The 17,413-nt window shown below is 70.5% G+C and carries 15 protein-coding genes and 1 riboswitch; of the genes, 7 read left to right on the forward strand and 8 right to left on the reverse strand.

The features are described from left to right. Nucleotides 1-45: 45 nt before the first annotated feature. The 5 genes from ASF20_RS02160 to ASF20_RS02180 form a co-directional block, all read right to left on the reverse strand. Nucleotides 46-2,277: a response regulator gene (locus tag ASF20_RS02160; protein WP_056270335.1), complete on the reverse strand. Its 2,232-nt coding sequence runs from the start codon at nt 2,275-2,277 to the stop codon at nt 46-48. A 120-nt stretch (nt 2,278-2,397) separates the two neighbouring features. After that, nucleotides 2,398-4,068: a methyl-accepting chemotaxis protein gene (locus ASF20_RS02165; protein ID WP_056219916.1), complete on the reverse strand. Its 1,671-nt coding sequence runs from the start codon at nt 4,066-4,068 to the stop codon at nt 2,398-2,400. Between the two features lie 107 nt (nt 4,069-4,175). Then, nucleotides 4,176-4,724 (reverse strand): chemotaxis protein CheW, encoded by a 549-nt coding sequence (locus tag ASF20_RS02170; RefSeq protein WP_056270338.1) that lies wholly within the window; start codon nt 4,722-4,724, stop codon nt 4,176-4,178. Then, entirely contained in the window at nt 4,721-6,214 is a 1,494-nt protein-coding gene (locus ASF20_RS02175) for a protein-glutamate O-methyltransferase CheR (protein ID WP_056270341.1), read from the reverse strand. Before ASF20_RS02175 ends, ASF20_RS02170 begins: the two co-directional genes overlap by 4 nt. A 28-nt stretch (nt 6,215-6,242) precedes the next feature. Then, nucleotides 6,243-6,740: a chemotaxis protein CheW gene (locus ASF20_RS02180; protein WP_056270671.1), complete on the reverse strand. Its 498-nt coding sequence runs from the start codon at nt 6,738-6,740 to the stop codon at nt 6,243-6,245. Between the two features lie 206 nt (nt 6,741-6,946). On the opposite strand from ASF20_RS02180, the gene ASF20_RS02185 reads away from it, so the two are divergent. The 6 genes from ASF20_RS02185 to ASF20_RS02210 all read left to right on the forward strand — a co-directional run bounded on the left by ASF20_RS02185 (nt 6,947) and on the right by ASF20_RS02210 (nt 12,869). Continuing rightward, entirely contained in the window at nt 6,947-7,219 is a 273-nt protein-coding gene (locus tag ASF20_RS02185) for a PepSY domain-containing protein (protein WP_056270345.1), read from the forward strand. A gap of 338 nt (nt 7,220-7,557) precedes the next feature. Further along, a complete protein-coding gene (locus tag ASF20_RS02190; RefSeq protein ID WP_056219930.1) occupies nt 7,558-9,333 on the forward strand; it encodes an acetolactate synthase 3 large subunit in 1,776 nt (591 codons plus the stop codon). 116 nt (nt 9,334-9,449) lie between these two features. Continuing rightward, entirely contained in the window at nt 9,450-9,992 is a 543-nt protein-coding gene (gene ilvN / locus ASF20_RS02195) for an acetolactate synthase small subunit (protein WP_056183565.1), read from the forward strand. A 170-nt stretch (nt 9,993-10,162) separates the two neighbouring features. Next, nucleotides 10,163-10,801: a glutathione S-transferase gene (locus ASF20_RS02200; RefSeq protein WP_056270348.1), complete on the forward strand. Its 639-nt coding sequence runs from the start codon at nt 10,163-10,165 to the stop codon at nt 10,799-10,801. 176 nt (nt 10,802-10,977) lie between these two features. Further along, complete coding sequence (gene ilvC / locus ASF20_RS02205; protein WP_056219936.1) at nt 10,978-11,997, forward strand: ketol-acid reductoisomerase; 1,020 nt, start codon at nt 10,978-10,980, stop codon at nt 11,995-11,997. 218 nt (nt 11,998-12,215) lie between these two features. Then, nucleotides 12,216-12,869, forward strand: a complete 654-nt coding sequence (locus ASF20_RS02210; protein ID WP_056219939.1) for a pyridoxamine 5'-phosphate oxidase family protein — start codon at nt 12,216-12,218, stop codon at nt 12,867-12,869. 115 nt (nt 12,870-12,984) lie between these two features. Here the strand turns inward: ASF20_RS02210 and tam are convergent, their stop codons facing one another. From tam to ASF20_RS02225, 3 genes are all read right to left on the reverse strand, one after another. Continuing rightward, on the reverse strand, nt 12,985-13,767 hold the full coding sequence (gene tam, locus ASF20_RS02215; RefSeq protein WP_056270351.1) for a trans-aconitate 2-methyltransferase: 783 nt from the start codon (nt 13,765-13,767) through the stop codon (nt 12,985-12,987). Between the two features lie 49 nt (nt 13,768-13,816). Beyond that, nucleotides 13,817-14,887, reverse strand: a complete 1,071-nt coding sequence (trpS, locus tag ASF20_RS02220; RefSeq protein WP_056219945.1) for a tryptophan--tRNA ligase — start codon at nt 14,885-14,887, stop codon at nt 13,817-13,819. 158 nt (nt 14,888-15,045) lie between these two features. After that, nucleotides 15,046-15,837, reverse strand: coding sequence for a Fe-S cluster assembly protein HesB (locus tag ASF20_RS02225; RefSeq protein WP_082501130.1), 792 nt, complete (start codon nt 15,835-15,837; stop codon nt 15,046-15,048). Nucleotides 15,838-16,094: 257 nt separating this feature from the next. Further along, a riboswitch (glycine riboswitch) is annotated at nt 16,095-16,203 on the forward strand. Between the two features lie 51 nt (nt 16,204-16,254). On the opposite strand from ASF20_RS02225, the gene gcvT reads away from it, so the two are divergent. Further along, nucleotides 16,255-17,385, forward strand: a complete 1,131-nt coding sequence (gene gcvT / locus ASF20_RS02230) for a glycine cleavage system aminomethyltransferase GcvT (protein WP_056270353.1) — start codon at nt 16,255-16,257, stop codon at nt 17,383-17,385. Nucleotides 17,386-17,413 lie beyond the last annotated feature (28 nt).

Raw genomic sequence — 17,413 nt, forward strand, 5'->3', positions numbered from 1 at the left:
CCCGCACGGGCGCTCCCGGCGTCGATCCGTCCCGCGCGTGTCCGGTCACAGCAATTGCCCGATGGTGTCGAGGAGTTTGCGCTGGTCGAAGGTCTGCTTCGTCAGGTAGGCGTCCGCCCCGAGGTCGAGGCCGCGGGCCACGTCCTCCGCATCGCCGCGCGAGGTCATCAGGATGACCGGCAGCTGCGCGAAGGCCTCCTCAGCCCGCAGGGCCTTCAGGAGTCCGAAGCCGTCGAGACGCGGCATCTCCACGTCGGCGACGACGAGATCTACGGGTTCGATGCCCGCCCGCAAGCGGTCGAGCGCATCCTGGCCGTCGACGCAAACGACGACGCGGTATCCCGCCGCTTCCAAGATACCCTTCTCCAAGGTTCGCGTGGTGATCGAATCGTCCACCACGAGGATCGTCGAACGTGGCGCCTGCGCGATCGTTCCGCGACTGCCTGTGGGTTGCGGTGCCGCGGCCGAGCCGGCCTCGCCCGCCCATGCGACCAGCCCCTCGGCATCGAGGACGAGGGCGGGCCGATCCCCCGGCAGAATCACGGTTCCGGTGACCAGCCGCGGATCGGTCCCGATCGGCGGGGCCGGCAACACCCGCAGGGTGGTCACATCGGACAACGCATCGACGGCGAGGACGCAGCGGCGCCCGTTGCCACGGAGCAGGATCGCCGGGCAGGTGGCCCCGGCCTCCTCCGCGCGATCCGGCAAGCCGAGAAGGCTTGCCAGATCAAGCACCGGCACGCTGACGGGGCTGCCGCCGATCTCCACCTGCGCCACGATGCGGCCCATCACCTGCGCAAGGTCGCTGCGATCCAGGCGCAGCAGGCGCTCGGCCGACGCGCTGGGGATCGCGTAGGTGATCCCGCCGCCCCGGACGAGAAGCATCGCCCGGCGGGCGGCCGAGAGCGGCAGCGCCATGACGAGTTCGGTGCCGAAAGGGCTACGCGGCAGGAGGCGAACCGTGCCGCCGAGCCGGCGCGCCGCGTCCGCCACCACCGAGAGACCGATGCCGCGCCCCGAGAGGGTGTCGATGGCGGAGGCAGTTGAGAAGCCGGGCTCGAAGACCAGGGCGAGGAGCGCTTCCGGCCCGGGATCGGCGTCGGCCGAGAGCAGGCCCCGGCGCCGGGCGGTGTCGGCGATGGCCGCGAGGTCCGGCCCCCGGCCGTCATCGTGGACCCGGACGACCAGGCGCCCCCCCTGGACCTCGACGTCGAGGCCGATGGCCAGGGCGTCGGGCTTGCCGAGGTGCCGGCGCGTCTCGGGGGGTTCGGCCCCATGGCTCAAGGCGTTGCGCAGGGCGTGCAGGACGGGGTCTTTGAGGACCTGAAGCATCCCGCGATCGACCGGCAGGTCGAGACCGCGCGCGGTCACCGTGATGGCGCGGTCCGCCTCGCGCGCGTGGTCGCGCAGGGCTCGCGCGAATCCCCCGAAGGCGGTCTCGGCCGGGACCAGCGCCAGGCGCTCGGCCTCGCCGGCGACCCGGGCCATGGCGCCCTCGACCGAGGATGCGAGGGCGCTGCGAACCCGTGCCAGGTCGGCGGCATCGCGCGCCAGGGCGAGGAGTCCGGTCTCCAAGGCCCGCGCATCGCCCTCCGGCTCCGATCCGCGGGCGCCGCGCCGGCGCTCGGTGAGACGGGCGAGGTCGGCGGCCCGGCGGCCCAGGCGGGCGATGCCCTCGGCCAGCACGGCCTCGCCCCCGAGGGCACTGGCCAGTTCGTGTGTGGCCCGCGTCAGCGCTTCGACTGCGTCCGCAGGCACCCGCAGGAGGGTCTGGGCGACCTCGGTGGGGGCTTCGGACGGTGCGGACTTCGAAGCCGTGGCGACGGGTGGGGCAGGATCGGTGGCCGGCGCCGCGGTGGGGGCCGTGTCCGGCGCCCGGTCCGTCTCGGGCGATGCGGCGGCCTGCGGATCGAGGGCGCGGTCCAGGGCCGCGAGGGCATCGGCCGGCATGTCCGGGCCCGTCCCGTCGGTCAACCCGGCGACGTAGGCCTCGATCCGGTCGAGGGCGAGGTGCACGGCAGCGGTGGCGGTGCGCGAGAGACCGCCCTCCTGCGCCACCACGCGCTCGAACAGGGTCTCCAGGCGATGGGCCACCGCCTCCACCGCCGGCAGGTCGACGGCCCGGGAGGCGCCCTTCAGGCTGTGCGCCCGCCGGAAGACGTCGTTCCAATCGGGCGCGTGCTCGCCGTCCTCGCCTCCGAGGGCGGCACGGATTGCATCGATGTGCTCGCGGTGCTCGACCTCGAACGCCGCGAGTAGAAGCTGGCGAATGTCCATCGGTCGCCTAAAGTCGCCCCAGGGTTGCGGCGGATTCCGCACCTCCGGAATCCGCGCGAAGCCATTCGTTCATCATGCATGCCCCGCGAAACCGGGGGTCCCCCAACCGTGGAAGTCCGCTCAGTGCCGGTAGCGCTCGGCGAGCGTCATCAGGGCCTGGGCGAGTTCGGTGAGGTTGGCGGAGGCCGCCTCGACCTCGCGGGTGCCGGCCGCCGTCTGCTGGCTCGCCTGGCGGATGTTCTGCAGGGCGCCCATCACCTGCTCGATGCCGAGCTGCTGCTGGTTCGTCGAGGCGACGATCTGCTGGAAGGTCTGGACGCTCTCCTCGACCCGGGCGGTGATCTCCTCGATGGTCCGCTGGGTGGTGTCGGAGCGAGCCTTGCCCGCGGCGGCGCGCTTGACCGCCTCCTCGGTGAGCATGACCGAGGTGTTGATGCCGCGCTGGATCTCGCCGAGGATCGTCCGGACCTGCCCGGTGGCCGCCTTGGCCTGGTCGGCCAGGAGCTTCATCTCCGAGGCGACCACCGCGAAGCTGCGCCCGCTCTCGCCGGCCGCCGCCGCCTCGATGGCGGCGTTCAGCGCCAGGAGATGGGTGCGTTCCGAGATGTCGTTGACGGTGGTGATGATGTCGCCGATCGCCTGGGTCTTCTCGGAGAGGGCGACGATGTTGCCGGCCACCGCCTCGGCCTGCTCGCGGATCGAATCCATCGCCCGCGCGGTGTCGGCCACCGCGCGCAGGCCGGCGCGGGAGGTCTGGGCCGTCGACTGGGCCGTGGCGATGACCTCGCCGGCCCGCTTGCCGATCTGCGCGCCGGAATGGGTGATCTCGTCGACCGTGGCGGCGGTCTCCTGCACGGCGGCGAACTGCTCCTCGACGCTGGCCGCCTGCTCCTGGGCGGAGGCGCGGATCTCGGCCGCCGCCGCGTTGAGGTCCGAGGTCGCGGCCCGGTTGGTCCGGGCGAGGTCGGCCAGGCCCGCCACCATGCGGTTCAGGGTGCGGCCGAGACGGCCGATCTCGTCCTTGCCCCGCGCCTCGAGGGTCCCCGAGAGGTCGCCCTCGCCGACGCGCTCGGCGAAGGCCATCACCGCCTCGAGAGGCCGCACCACGGCCCGGCTGATCAGCAGGGTGATGAGGATGCTGAGAACGATGCAGGCGCCCAGCGTGAGCAGGATGGAGAGGCGGCTGCGCTCGTAGAGATCGGCCACGCTGCGCTGGCCGGCGGCGATGCCCTCGTCGAGGGCGCTGCGGGTGCGCTCGATGTCGCTGAGGAACAGCTCCTGGCTTCGGTTCAACGCCTCGTTGCGGGCTTCGACACCGTCCACGTCCTTGGCGGCGATCGCGGCGAATTGCGCCTCGCTCGCACTGCGCAGCTCGCGCAGTTCAGCCACGGCCTCGATGGCGATGCCGTTCACCTTGCGCCAGGCGAGACTGCGCTCTTCGGAAGCCGACCGGGCCCGGTAGCTGTCCGTCGCGCGCACGAGTTCGGCGAGGATCGCCTCGGCCTCGGCGGCGGACCGGCGCCAGGAGGCGGAGCCGTCATCCCGCTCCGGGCCGCCCCGCGCCCGCATCAGCAGCGCGATGATGGCGTTGCGGCGCTGGAGGCCCATGTCGCGGGCCTTGTTGGCGAGATCGTCGAGCTGGCGCGCCACCGTCAGGTCGCGGGTGACGATGCCGTCGGTCGTGTCGCGCACCACGCCGATCTGCCCCAGGGCATAGAAGCCGAGCGCTACGATGACGATGGTGATGGCGACGAAGCCGAGGAGGATGCGTTTTCCGATCGAGATCGACACGAGGGGCTCCAGGCTCCGGGAATTCGAGCGGGACCGAGGCAGGACGGCCCCGGGTCTCGGCAGTACGAAGAAGGCTCACCGCCGGCGCGGCAGCGCGGCAGGGACGGTCACGGCAGGTACCGGCGCAGGAGACGCGGCAGATCGACGATGACGAACCCGGGTTCCCCGTCCGGTCCGGCGCCGGGGGGGGCATACCCCGAAACCGCCTCCGTGCTCAAACCGGCCTCGGCGAGGGCCGGAACGTCCGTCGCCTCGGCGATTTCGGCGACACCGAGGACGCGGTCGACGGCGAGCGCCACCGGAACCCCCGCGCCCCGCACGAGGACCACGTGGCCCTCATCACCGGGCGCCGCGGCGCCGCGTCCGAGGGCGCGGGCGAGGGCGATCAGGCTGACGACCCGGCCGGAGATGGCGATCAGCCCGAGGACCGCCGCCGGGGCACCGGGGAGGGGGGTCACCGGCCGGGCCGGCAGCACCTGGGCCACCTGGGCGAGGGCGAGGGCGAAGCGGTCGTCGCCGCAGGCGCAGACGAGAACGGCCCGCGTCGGCCCGGCGGCCACAGCCGTCCCCCGTCCACGCCCGGCGAGCAGGCGGGAGCGCTCGGCGCGCAGGGCCTTCAGGCGGGCGGCGGGGGCTTCGGCCCGGGTCTGCGTCACGGCCCTTCTCCTGTCACGCCGGCACGGGCAAGGGCGGCGCTGCGCGCGATCTCGTGCGGGCCGAGCCCGTCGCCCTCGGCCACCACCGCATCCGGCGCCAGGGATTGGGCCAGACGGATCGCGTTGTCGAGGGCCCGCACCGCGTCCGCCCGCCGGCCGAGGCCGATCATCAGCAAGCCAAGCTGGTAATGCGCCATGACGAAGGTGCGGTCGAGGTAGAGCGCGCCGCGCCAGGCCCGCTCGGCCTCGGCCTCGCGCCCGAGGCTGTGGGCGAGGAGGCCGTCATAGTAGTGCAGGACGGGATCGGTCGGCGCAGCGCGGATAGCCGCCCGGACCGCCCGCCAGGCCTCCGCGGTCTCGCCGGCATCGGCCAGGGCCCGGATGCGGGCCGGATCGTCCGGTCGCACCGAAAGGTCCGGGGGCTCCACCGCATCCGCGCCGGGGGGCCCGGGGAAGTCGAGCAGGGTCGGGTCGGGCAGGTCGGATTTGGACGAGCCGAACTCGGCCGCCTCCGGCTGCCCGATGGCCGGCATGGGTGGGGCGACCGGGGCGGGCTCGGGGACGAACTCCGGGACCCAGGGCGGCGGAGGGAGGACCGGGGCGCCGGCGCCCCGTGGCCGATAGGCGACGGTTCCGGGCAGGTTCACGGGTTCCAGCATCGCCGCGATGGCCGGGTTCGGCTCGGCATGCCCGATCAGGAGCCAGCCCTCGGGGGTTAGGCGCCGGCCGAGGGCGCGCACGATGCCGAGCACGACCTCGGCCTCGAAGTAGATGAGTACGTTGCGGCAGAGGACGAGGTCGAACTCCGCCAGGGGCTGAGCGGTGCGGACGTCGAGGAGGTCCATCAGGTTGCGCCGCTCGAAGCGCACCATCCGGCGGAATTCCGGCCGCAGGGCGTAGGTGCCGTCGCGGCCGGGTCCCGCGACGGCCGGGCCGGGCACGAAGTAGCGCAGGCGCTCGCCGAGGGGCAGGGTCCGCAGCGCCCAGCGGCCGTAGATCCCCGCCCGCGCGGTCTCGAGGGCGGCCGTGCTGATGTCGGTGCCCAGGATCGAGACCCGCCACTCCGGCAGGGCGGTTCCCAGGAGTTCGTGCAGCAGGATGGCGATCGAGTAGGGCTCGGCTCCGGTGGAGCAGCCGGCGCTCCAGACCCGGAGGGTACGCTCGGGGGCGCGGGCGGCGATCAGGGCGGGCAGGATGGTGGTGCGCAGGGCCGCGAACTGTTCGGCGTAGCGGAAGAAGAACGTCTCGCCGATGGTGATCTCGGCCTCCAGCGCGGCCCATTCCGGACCGCCGGTCAGGCGGTCGTCGAGGCAGGCGGCATAGGCCGTCGCATCCGCGAGCCCGAGCGCCCGGAAGCGCTTGCGCAGGCGGTCGAACAGGAGGTCGTCCTTGTCGGCATAGTAGTGATGGCCGGTGCGGGCGATGATCCGGGCCTTGAGGGCCGGAAAGCCCGGATCGACCTCCGGGCCTGAGCGCGGCGGACGCGTCATGGTTGCTGCATGCCGGGTGGCGGCCGGGTCAGACGGCCGACAGGGCGGCGAGGCGCTCGGCCGCCGCATCGGTCAGGGCCGACAGGCGGGCCCGCTCCTCCGCCGTGAGGAGGCGGGCCAGGCCGAGCACGTGGACCAGCCCATCATCCCGGGCGATCTCGGCGACGACGCAGCCGTTGAGGGTCCGCTCCGCCGCGACCGGGCGGAGCGCCGCTGCCTCCACCGTGATCAGGTCCTCGACGCGGTCGACCAGGAAGCCGGTGCCCCGCGGCGCATCGAGAAGGATGTGCCGATAGGCCTCTTCGGCGCCGCGGCGCGCGGCGTCCGTGCGCAGGCCGAGGAGCCGGGCGAGGTCGACCACGGGCACCGGGCGGCCTCCGAGATTGAGGAAGCCCGCGAACGGCCCACCCCCGGCCGGCGGCGCGTGCAGGTCCGGCAGCGGCAGCACCTCGCTCACCGACGTGCGCGCGAGCGCGCAGGCGACGCCCGCCACGTCCAGGAGGAGGAAGGCGCTGGTCTCGGACAGGGGCGGGGATCCTTGTGGACGGGCGGGGACCGGACGCGATCCGACATCGGATCTCGGCCTTGATAGGACGGCGATGCGGCGGGGAGCAAACACGAATCCGTGGCCTCGGCCGAGGTCGCGCCCTCGCGGCGCCGGCCCTCCGCCCTAATATAGTGAGACCCCGCGCGCCTGCGCCCGCCGGGACCTTTCATCCCAGGAGTCCTCACATGTCCCGACCCGCCCAGACCGTCCGTACCGCCGCCCTGACCCTCGTTCTCCTCGCGGTCACCGGGATGGCCCGGGCCGAGGTTCCGAGCGCCGATTGGCTCACCCCGGCTCAGGCGAAGCAGGCCCTGAAGAATGCGGGTTACAGCGAGATCACCAAGCTCGAAGCCGATGACGGACACTGGGACGGCGAGGGGATCAAGGACGGACGACGGATGCGGTTCGATGCGGACCCGAAGACCGGCGCCATCCTCGGGGAAGTTCCGGTCGAGTAATCCGGTCCGGATCCGGCGTCCGTTGTCTGGGCCCGTTGCCCGGGAACGTGCGACGCCGGAACCGGCAAGATCGTGCGCCCCGGCGTTGACCGGTGTCGCCGCCTTCGGTAAGACACCCCACACGATTTTCGATTCGCCTTGTCGGGCGGACGAACGAGGCGGACAACGACGCGATGCGTGCCATCCTTATCGTAACGGAAGCGCCACCGACGGGGCGGACCTGACAACAGGGTCCGCGATCCGAATGGTGGCGCATGCAGGGTCCCTCGGGGCCCTTTTTTATTGCCGCGACGCGCCGGACGACACGAACAGCACAGACAGTTTCAAGGAGCAGGACGATGGGCGGCGAGGTCATGACCGGGGCCGAAATGGTCATCCGGGCGTTTCAGGATCAGGGTGTCGACACGCTGTTCGGGTATCCCGGCGGCGCGGTGCTGCCGATCTACGACGCGCTCTTCCACCAGGAGACCCTCAAGCACATCCTGGTGCGCCATGAGCAGGGCGCCGTCCATGCGGCCGAGGGCTATGCGCGCTCGTCCGGCAAGGTCGGCTGCGTCCTGGTCACATCGGGACCCGGCGCCACCAACATCATCACCGGCCTGACCGACGCGCTGCTCGATTCGATCCCGCTCGTCTGCATCACCGGCCAGGTTCCCACGCACCTGATCGGAACGGACGCCTTCCAGGAGTGCGACACGGTCGGCATCACGCGCCACTGCACGAAGCACAACTACCTGGTCAAATCGATCGACGATCTGCCCCGCATCCTGCACGAGGCGTTCTACGTCGCCGCCAACGGCCGGCCCGGCCCGGTCGTCATCGACCTGCCGAAGGACGTGCAGTTCGCGTCGGGCGTCTACGAGCGTCCGACCCAGAACGGCCACAAGACCTACAAGCCGGCCTTCAAGGGCGATGCGGCTCAGATCCGGGCGGCCGTCGAGCTGATGGCCTCCGCCCGCCGGCCGATCCTGTACACCGGCGGCGGCGTCATCAATGCCGGCCCGCACGCCTCGGCCCTGCTGCGCAGGCTCGCCGCCGAGACCGGCTTTCCCGTCACCTCGACCCTGATGGGCCTGGGCGCCTTCCCGGCCTCGGACGACAAGTTCCTCGGCATGCTCGGCATGCACGGGACCTACGAGGCGAACCTGGCGATGCACGAATGCGACGTCATGGTCTGCATCGGTGCGCGCTTCGACGACCGCATCACCGGCCGCCTCGACGCCTTCGCGCCGTTCTCGAAGAAGATCCACGTCGATATCGATGCCTCCTCGATCAACAAGGTCGTCAAGGTCGATGTCGGGATCGTCGGCGATTGCGGCTCGGTGCTGGAAGACATGCTCGCCGCCTGGAAGGCGCTGCCGCGCCAGCCGGACACGGCCCGCCTGGAGGATTGGTGGACCAAGATCCGCACCTGGAAGGCGCGCGACTGCCTCGCCTACTGGCCGTCGGGCACGATCATCAAGCCGCAATACGCCGTCCAGCGCCTCTACGAGGCCTGCAAGGACCGGGAGACCTACGTCACCACCGAGGTCGGCCAGCACCAGATGTGGGCGGCGCAGTACTTCAAGTTCGACGAGCCGAATCGCTGGATGACCTCCGGCGGCCTCGGCACCATGGGCTACGGCCTGCCGGCGGCCATCGGCACCCAGCTCGCCCACCCGGACGGGCTCGTCATCGACATCGCCGGCGAGGCTTCGATCCTGATGAACATGCAGGAGCTGTCCACGGCGGTTCAGTACCGCCTGCCGGTCAAGATCTTCATCCTGAACAACGAGTACATGGGCATGGTGCGCCAGTGGCAGGAACTGCTGCACGGCTCGCGCTACTCGCAGAGCTACTCCGAGAGCCTGCCGGACTTCGTGAAGCTGGCCGAGGCCTACGGCGCCAAGGGCATCCGCTGCGAGAAGCCGGGCGACCTCGACGCGGCGATCGCCGAGATGCTCGACTATGACGGCCCGGTCGTCTTCGACTGCGTCGTCGACAAGAAGGAGAACTGCTTCCCGATGATCCCGTCGGGCAAGGCGCACAACGAGATGCTGCTGTCCGACTACCTCGGCGAGACCGGGGTCGAAATCGGGGACGTCATCTCCGAAGAGGGCAAGATGCTGGTCTGAGCCTCCGGACCCATCCTGACGCATCCGGATCGGGCGCCGCGCGCCCGGTCCTTTTCCGATCGGCCCCGCCGGGCCACTCACGACACGCCATCGCAGACGAAGATCCGGGGCACGCCATGAACGCCATGAACACGCACTATCCCGATGCCGGCCGGGTCGAGCCGATCAACCGGCACACCCTGGCCGTCATCGTCGACAACGAGCCCGGCGTGCTCGCCCGGATCTCGGGGATGTTCTCGGGACGGGGCTACAACATCGAGAGCCTGACGGTGTCGGAGACCGAGGTGGCGCGCCACCTCTCCCGCATCACCATCGTCACCGCCGGCACCGACGCGGTGATCCAGCAGATCAAGGCGCAGCTCGACCGCCTCGTGCCGGTGCACCGGGTCGTCGACCTCACGCTCCAGGGCAAGGCCCTCGAGCGCGAACTCTGCCTCGTCAAGGTGGCGGGCACCGGCGAGCACCGCACCGAATCGCTGACCCTCGCGGCCGCCTTCGGCGCCAAGACCCTGGACGCGACCCTGAACTCCTTCGTGTTCGAGGTCACCGGCACCACGGAGGAGATCGATCGCTTCATCGGCCTGATGACGGTGATCGGCCTCGTGGAGATCTCCCGCACCGGCATCGCCGCGATGGGACGCGGCGCCGAGCCGATGTAGGTCCCAAGGTCTGGCATCGCGGGAGCCGTTCTGGTCGATGGGGTCCGCTCGATCGACGGGAAGGTACGCATCCGCCGGTCCATCGGCTCCGTGCCGAACTCTGTCCTTACCGAGGTTCGCGGGACGCTCGCGACGTTGATCGGCATCACCTGGAACGCTCCAGAGATCACATGACCACGCTCTACTACGCCCCCGGCGCCTGCTCGCTCGCCTCCCATATCGCCCTCGAGGAGACCGGTGCACCCTACGAGACGGTACGGCTCGACCTCGCCAAGGGCGACCAGCGGGCGCCCACCTACCTTGCCGTCAACGAGCGCGGCCGGGTCCCGGCGCTGGCGGAGGGCGACTGGGTGCTCACGGAGAACACCGCGATCCTGCGCCACATCGCGCGCGCGCATCCCGAAGCCGGCCTGTGGCCGCAGGATCCGCGCGACCAGGCCCGGGTCGACGAGTGGCTCGGCTGGCTCTCCACCGGCCACCACATCGCCTACGCGCATATCCGCCGGGCCGAGCGGTACTCGAACGACGAAACGGCCTTCCCGGGCATCCAGGCCAGGGGCGCCGAGACCTGCGGCGACCTGTTCACGATGACCGAGGTCAAGCTCTCCAACGGCGGCTGGGCCGTCGGCGAGGCCTACAGCATCGCCGATCCCTACCTGCTGCTGTTCTGGACCTGGGGCCGGGGTCCGGCGCTCGGCTTCGACATGGCCGAGCGCTTCCCGGCCTGGACGGCCCATGCCCGGGCCATGGCCGTGCGCCCCGCCGTGCAGGCGGTCTTCGCCCGCGAAGGCCTCAAACTGCCGGCCTGAGCGCGGCACAGGGGCGGCAAAGGACGGGGCATGCGACAATGCCCCTTCCGTCAAGGGGATCGCCTCGCTAAAAGCTCGGCGATCGCACGGCCGCGCGGATGTCGTTTCAGATGAGGGCGCCGGAGCGCACTCATGCCGATTTCATGCCCAATCGAGAGAAAAGAGAAGGTACCGCCATGCGGGTCTATTACGATCGTGACGCCGACCTCAACCTGATCAAGGGCAAGAAGGTCGTCATCGTCGGCTACGGCAGCCAGGGCCATGCCCACGCGCTCAACCTGCGCGATTCGGGCGTCAAGGACATCGTCATCGCCCTGCGCGAGGGCTCGGCCACCGCCAAGAAGGCGGAGCACGAGGGCTTCACGGTGATGTCGGTGGCCGAGGCCGCCAAGCAGGCCGACGTCGTCATGATGCTGACCCCGGACGAGCTCCAGGGCGACATCTACAAGGAGTCCCTGGAGCCGAACATGAAGCAGGGCGCCGCCCTCCTGTTCGCCCACGGCCTCAACGTGCACTTCAACCTGATCGAGCCCCGCAAGGACCTCGACGTGCTCATGGTCGCCCCGAAGGGCCCCGGCCACACCGTGCGCGGCGAGTACCTGAAGGGCGGCGGCGTGCCGACCCTGATCGCCATCGCGCAGGACGCTTCGGGCAACGCCCACGACCTCGGCCTGTCCTACGCCTCGGCCAACGGCGGCGGCCGGGCCGGCATCATCGAGACCACCTTCAAGGAAGAGTGCGAGACCGACCTGTTCGGCGAGCAGGCCGTGCTCTGCGGCGGCCTCGTCGAGTTGATCAAGGCCGGCTTCGAGACCCTGGTCGAGGGCGGCTACGCCCCCGAGATGGCCTATTTCGAATGTCTGCACGAGGTGAAGCTCATCGTAGACCTCATCTACGAGGGCGGCATCGCCAACATGAACTACTCGATCTCGAACACCGCCGAGTACGGCGAGTACGTCACGGGCCCCCGCATCGTCACGCCCGAGACCAAGGCCGAGATGAAGCGCGTCCTCAATGACATCCAGTCGGGCAAGTTCACCCGCGACTGGATGCTGGAGAACAAGGTCGGCCAGACCTCGTTCAAGGCCACCCGCGCCAAGCTCGCCGCTCACCCGATCGAGGAGGTCGGCGCCAAGCTGCGCGGCATGATGCCGTGGATCTCCGAGAAGGCCCTGGTCGACAAGGCCAAGAACTGAGGTCGGGATCGGGGAGGCCGGCATCGTCCGGCCTCCCCTGACGGAGGGCGCCGGCGTCGCGAGAGCGGCGCCGGCTTTTTGATGCGCGGTCGCGGGGCCACACCGCGCGCGCTCGGACGCGACGGAGCCGCGTCGCCTGTTGTGCTCCGACGGGTTTCCCGCGATCATCTCGGGCAACGGCGGCCCGGACGAGAGCAGCCGAAACGCGGAGGACCCCCATGGCATCGCTCTACTCTGACGCGCATCGCGCGCTGCAGGAAGAGTTCAAAACCGTCAAGCTCGCCGAGCGCCTGGACACGGGCTGGGTCCAGGACAGGATCGGCGAGACCGAAGCCGCCTTCATCGGCAGCCGGGACATGTTCTTTCTCTCCACCGTCGATCCCGACGGCATGCCCACCGTCTCCTACAAGGGCGGCAACCCCGGCTTCGTGAAGGTGCTCGACGGCAACACGCTGGTGTTCCCGGGCTTCGACGGCAACGGCATGTGGTACTCGATGGGCAACATCGAGGGGCAGTCGAAGGTCGGGCTGCTGTTCATCGACTTCGAGACCCCGCACCGGGTCCGCGTCCAGGGCCATGCCCGGATGCTGCGCGACGATCCCCTGATGGCCGAATATACGGAAGCCAAGTATCTCGTCCGCGTCGAGGTCACGAAGGCCTGGGTCAACTGCCCGCGCTACATCCACAAGTACCAGAAGGTGGCGCAGAACCGGTACGTGCCCACCCCCGACAAGGAGACGCCGCTCGCCCTCTGGAAGCGCCTCGACATGGTCGCCGACGTCATCCCCGAGGAGGATAAGGCCCGCGTCGCGCGGGAAGGCCAGATCGAGTTGCCCGAGTACGAGGCCCGGGTCGCGCGCGGCGAGAGCTGAACCGGCGCGGCGTCAGAGCAATTTCGGTAATCTCTGGATCACCGAAATTGCTCTAATCTATTGTGTGGTCGCATTGTCTTCACGCGAGCCAGAATCCACCTCGCTTGAAAATGCTCTAGCCCGCGCGTCGCGCGACGATGAACACCCGAGGGAATGCGAGCAGTCGCCGTCCGTCACGGCGGAGTGGATACCCCTCCGCGATCGCCGCCGTGTAGGCGGTTAGGAACCAGGCCTCTTCGTCGGGCGTGAGCGGGTCGAGGAAGGGTCGCAAACCCGTGGCGCGGACCCATTCGACAATGGCGGACGCATCTGCCATCCGGTGGTGATAGGCAGTGCGCCAGACATTCACCTCGGCGGCGTGCGGCGCCAGCAGATCGTAATAGCCGGCCGGTTCCAGCATGCGCCCGAGCCGGCCGGCCACGGCCGGGTCGCCGATCGCCGCTGCCCAGGGGCCGGTTTCCGCCACCATGCGCATCAGGCGGTGCGACGGCTCGGCGAGGTTGTCGGGCATCTGTACGGCGAGAACGCCGCCGGGTGCCAGGAGGCCGAAGAGACGGGGTAGCAGCACCGGGTGGTCGGGCAGCCATTGCAGCACGGCATTGGCGTAGATCAGGTCCGGCGCCCGCTCCGGCTGCCAAGTCGCCGCGTCCGCCAGCGCAAAGGAGAGGCCGGGCAGGCGCTCGCGGGCCCGCTCCAGCATGGCCGGGGAGGTGTCGAGGCCGATGACCTCGGTCTCGGGGAAGCGGGCCGCGATCAGCGCTGTGGAATTGCCGGGGCCACAGCCGAGATCGTAGGCGAGGCCTGGCGCCGCGAGCGGAACCTGGGCGAGGAGTTCGGCCGCCGGACGCGTGCGCTCATCCTCGAAGCGAGCGTAGAGGGCGGGGTTCCAGTCGGACATCGTGCATCTCCCGAAGCCGGCCCTTTGGGAGGCCGGATCGCCTCACTCGTCAGGGGACCATCCGCAGACGCGGCCCGCGGCGGACGAATCCGACGATGTCCTTGACGGCGTCGAGGGTCGGCGCCGCGATGGCCTCGGCGCGCTCGGCGCCGTCGGCGAGCACCGCATCGATCTCGGCCGGGTCGGCCACGAGGCGCTTCATCTCGGTGCCGAGGGGCGCCAGGGTCTCGACCGCGAGCTCGACCAGGGCGCCCTTGAAAACCGAGAACTGGGCGCCGCCGAAGTCGCGCAGGACCTCCTCGCGCGTGACGTCCTTCAGGGCGGCGAAGATACCCACCAGGTTGTCGGCCTCGGGCCGACCGGCCAGGCCGGCCACCTCGGAGGGGAGGGCGTCCGGGTCGGTCTTGGCCTTGCGCACCTTGGCAGCGATCGCGTCGGCATCGTCCGTCAGGTTGATCCGCGAATTGTCGGAGGCGTCCGACTTCGACATCTTCTTGGTGCCGTCGCGCAAGCTCATGACGCGCGCCGCCGGCCCGCCGATCAGGGGCTCGGTAACGGGGAAGAAGCCGGCCCCTTCGTCGTGCCCATGGGCGGCGATCGACTGCGAAAAATCGTTGTTGAACTTCTGGGCGATGTCGCGGGTCAGTTCGAGGTGCTGCTTCTGGTCCTCGCCCACGGGCACGTGGGTGGCGCGATAGGCCAGGATGTCGGCCGCCATCAGTACGGGATAGTCGTAGAGGCCGATCGAGGCGTTCTCCCGGTCCTTGCCGGCCTTGTCCTTGAACTGGGTCATGCGGTTGAGCCAACCGAGCCGCGCGACGCAGTTGAAGATCCAGGCGAGTTCGGCGTGCTGGGGCACCTGGCTCTGGTTGAAGACGATCGAGCGCGTCGGGTCGATACCGGCGGCGAGGAACGCGGCGGTGACCTCGCGGATCTGGCCCTTCAGCGCGGCCGGGTCCTGCCACAGGGTGATCGCGTGCAGGTCGACGACGCAGTAGAGGCACTGCGCATCGCGCGCCTGCATCTCGACGAAGCGCTTGATGGCGCCGAGATAGTTGCCGAGATGCAGGTTCCCGGTCGGCTGTACGCCCGAGAACACCAGTTCCTTGAACGCGGTCATCGCGGCGGGGTCCTCGTGCGGATTGCGGGAGAGCGGCCGCGGACGTCGATCCCGTGCAGCCGAGCGCCGGTTTCTGGACGCCGAGCCGGAACCGGTCAAGGCTTCGCGAAAACCCCCGACGATCGCACGGGAGCGTCGGCACGGGACGACCGGGGTCGTTAGGGCTCGCGGATCGCGCCCCCGGTCCCCGTCCGACCCTGACCTTCGGGACAGAGGTCGAGGAGCACGCAGCGGGTGCAGGCGGGATTGCGGTGGTGACAGACCTTCTGCCCGTGCAGCATCAGCACCTCGTGGTTGTCGTAGAGGGCCTGCGCGCTCCAGTCGGCGGGCAGCTGTGCCCGCAGGATCGGGTGGGACGGCCCGACATCGACGCGGGGACCGATCAGACCGGTGCGCTGGGCGACCCGGTGGTGGTGGCTGTCCACCGGCAGGGCGGGCATCCGCAGGATGCTGAAGGAGAGCACCGCCGCACTCGTCTTCGGCCCGACCCCGGGAATCGCCTCGAGCCAGGCCCGGGCCTCCTCCACCGCCATGTCCTTCAGAAAGTCGAGGGTGAGCGCGCCGTGGCGCGCCTGCACGGCGGAGAGGATCGCCTGCAGTCGCGGCGCCTTCAGCTCGGGCCAGGTCACCCCGGCGATGGTCGCCTCGATCTCGGAGACGGGGGCAGCCAGCATCCGGTCCCAGTCGGGGTAGCGCGCCCGCAGGGCCTTGAAGGCGCGGCCGGACTCCGCGTTGCGGGTTCGGTGGGAGAGGAGCGAGGAGACGAGTTCGCTCAATGGGTCAAGGCTGTGGAAGTAGGGGATCGGGCAGCCGTAGACCGGGCAGAGGCGAGCATGGATCGCCAACGCCTTGTCCGTCAGGGCAGGATCGATCGCGGCCGGTACAGACTTTGAAGAGCGGGTCCGGCGGGGGCGGGGGCCGGCGAGGTCGTGCCCTGATGCGATCGGCATGCTGGAGGAATCGAGCCCGAGTCGTCGCGGTTCCCGAAGTCGACGCCAGGCCATGCCCGGACTGACGGATCGGACAAAGCGTAACGCGCCGGCCGGGCAGGGCGCCTTGCCTGACGCAGTGCAATGTGAAACCCTGACCGAGTCATCAAGGACGATACGGGAGAGCCCAGGTCGAGCGTTTCACAGAGCGAAGCCTTCGAACCATGGCGCCGACGGAGCAACCACCCCCGGAAACTCTCAGGCACAATCACCGTACCGTCGGACAATCTGGAGAGAGGCGCCTGATGGCGCCCACCGAAGGAGAAATCCCGGACCGCAGCCGCGGTCGGGGAGAAGCTCTCAGGTAACCGCGACAGATGGGGGCAGCCGGACACGCTCAGTCGAGCTTCCGGAGGCTGTTCGTCGTGGAGTGATCCGATGTCCCCTGATGTTGCCCGCACACCCCTGCATGCCCTGCACCTGCGTCATGGCGGCCGCATGGTCCCCTTCGCAGGCTACGCCATGCCGGTGCAGTACCCGGCCGGCCTCCTCAAGGAGCACCTGCACACGCGGGCCCAGGCCGGCCTGTTCGACGTGTCGCATATGGGCCAGATCCGGCTCACCCCGCACTCGGGCGATGTGGGCGACGCGGCGCGCGCCCTGGAAACCCTCCTGCCCATCGATGTCCTGGGCCTGAAGCCGGGCCGCCAGCGCTACGGGCTCCTCCTCGATGCGTCGGGCGGCATCCGCGACGACCTCATGGTCGCCCATTGCGGCGACAGCCTCTTCCTCGTGGTCAACGCCGCCAACAAGGTCGACGACGCGGCCTATCTCCGCGCGAATCTCTCCGACACCTGCACGGTGACCGTGCTGGCCCGCGCCCTCGTCGCCCTGCAGGGGCCGGGCGCGGAGGCGGCCCTGGCGCGCCTCGCACCGGAGGTGGCCGGGATGCGCTTCATGGACGTGCGGATGCTCGAGCTGCTGGGCGCCTCCGCCATCGTCACACGCTCCGGCTATACCGGCGAGGACGGCTTCGAGATCTCGGTACCGGAGGACAGGGCGGAGGCCCTGGCCGAGGCGCTGCTCGCCGATCCGGACGTGCTGCCGGTCGGGCTCGGCGCCCGCGATTCCCTGCGCCTCGAGGCCGGGCTGTGCCTGCACGGCAAGGACATCCACCCCGGCATCGACCCGGTGGAGGCCGGCCTGTCCTGGGCCATTCCGAACGTGCGCCGCCGTGGCGGGCCCCGGGCCGGCGGCTTTCCCGGCGCGGGGCGCATCCTCGACGCCCTGGAGGCCGGCCCGGCGCGCAAGCGCGTCGGCCTGCGCCCCGAGGGGCCCACCCCCGTGCGGGCCGGCGCGCCGCTCTTCGCAGACGAGACCGGCGCGGCGGTCGGCCAGGTGACGTCCGGCGGTTTCGGGCCGAGCCTGCAGGCCCCCATCGCCATGGGCTACCTGCCGGCCGCCCTCGCCGCCCCCGGCACCCGCGTCTTCGCCGAGGTGCGCGGCAAGCGCCTCGCCGTCGCGGTCTCGGCTCTTCCCTTCGTTCCGGCAGGCTTCAAGCGCGCCTGATCGGGCCCGTTCCGTCCCCCCCTTTGCC

The sequence above is a fragment of the Methylobacterium sp. Leaf88 genome (assembly GCF_001422795.1).
Lineage (GTDB): Bacteria > Pseudomonadota > Alphaproteobacteria > Rhizobiales > Beijerinckiaceae > Methylobacterium.

Excerpts from the sequence above, each read along its gene's own strand:
- ASF20_RS02210 (WP_056219939.1), top strand. The coding sequence starts at position 12,216 with ATGGCATCGCTCTACTCTGACGCGCATCGCGCGCTGCAGGAAGAGTTC.
- ilvC (WP_056219936.1), top strand. The coding sequence starts at position 10,978 with ATGCGGGTCTATTACGATCGTGACGCCGACCTCAACCTGATCAAGGGC.
- gcvT (WP_056270353.1), top strand. The coding sequence starts at position 16,255 with ATGTCCCCTGATGTTGCCCGCACACCCCTGCATGCCCTGCACCTGCGT.
- trpS (WP_056219945.1), bottom strand. The coding sequence starts at position 14,887 with ATGACCGCGTTCAAGGAACTGGTGTTCTCGGGCGTACAGCCGACCGGG.
- ASF20_RS02225 (WP_082501130.1), bottom strand. The coding sequence starts at position 15,837 with ATGCCGATCGCATCAGGGCACGACCTCGCCGGCCCCCGCCCCCGCCGG.
- ASF20_RS02190 (WP_056219930.1), top strand. The coding sequence starts at position 7,558 with ATGGGCGGCGAGGTCATGACCGGGGCCGAAATGGTCATCCGGGCGTTT.
- ASF20_RS02160 (WP_056270335.1), bottom strand. The coding sequence starts at position 2,277 with ATGGACATTCGCCAGCTTCTACTCGCGGCGTTCGAGGTCGAGCACCGC.
- ASF20_RS02185 (WP_056270345.1), top strand. The coding sequence starts at position 6,947 with ATGTCCCGACCCGCCCAGACCGTCCGTACCGCCGCCCTGACCCTCGTT.
- ilvN (WP_056183565.1), top strand. The coding sequence starts at position 9,450 with ATGAACGCCATGAACACGCACTATCCCGATGCCGGCCGGGTCGAGCCG.
- ASF20_RS02200 (WP_056270348.1), top strand. The coding sequence starts at position 10,163 with ATGACCACGCTCTACTACGCCCCCGGCGCCTGCTCGCTCGCCTCCCAT.
- tam (WP_056270351.1), bottom strand. The coding sequence starts at position 13,767 with ATGTCCGACTGGAACCCCGCCCTCTACGCTCGCTTCGAGGATGAGCGC.
- ASF20_RS02175 (WP_056270341.1), bottom strand. The coding sequence starts at position 6,214 with ATGACGCGTCCGCCGCGCTCAGGCCCGGAGGTCGATCCGGGCTTTCCG.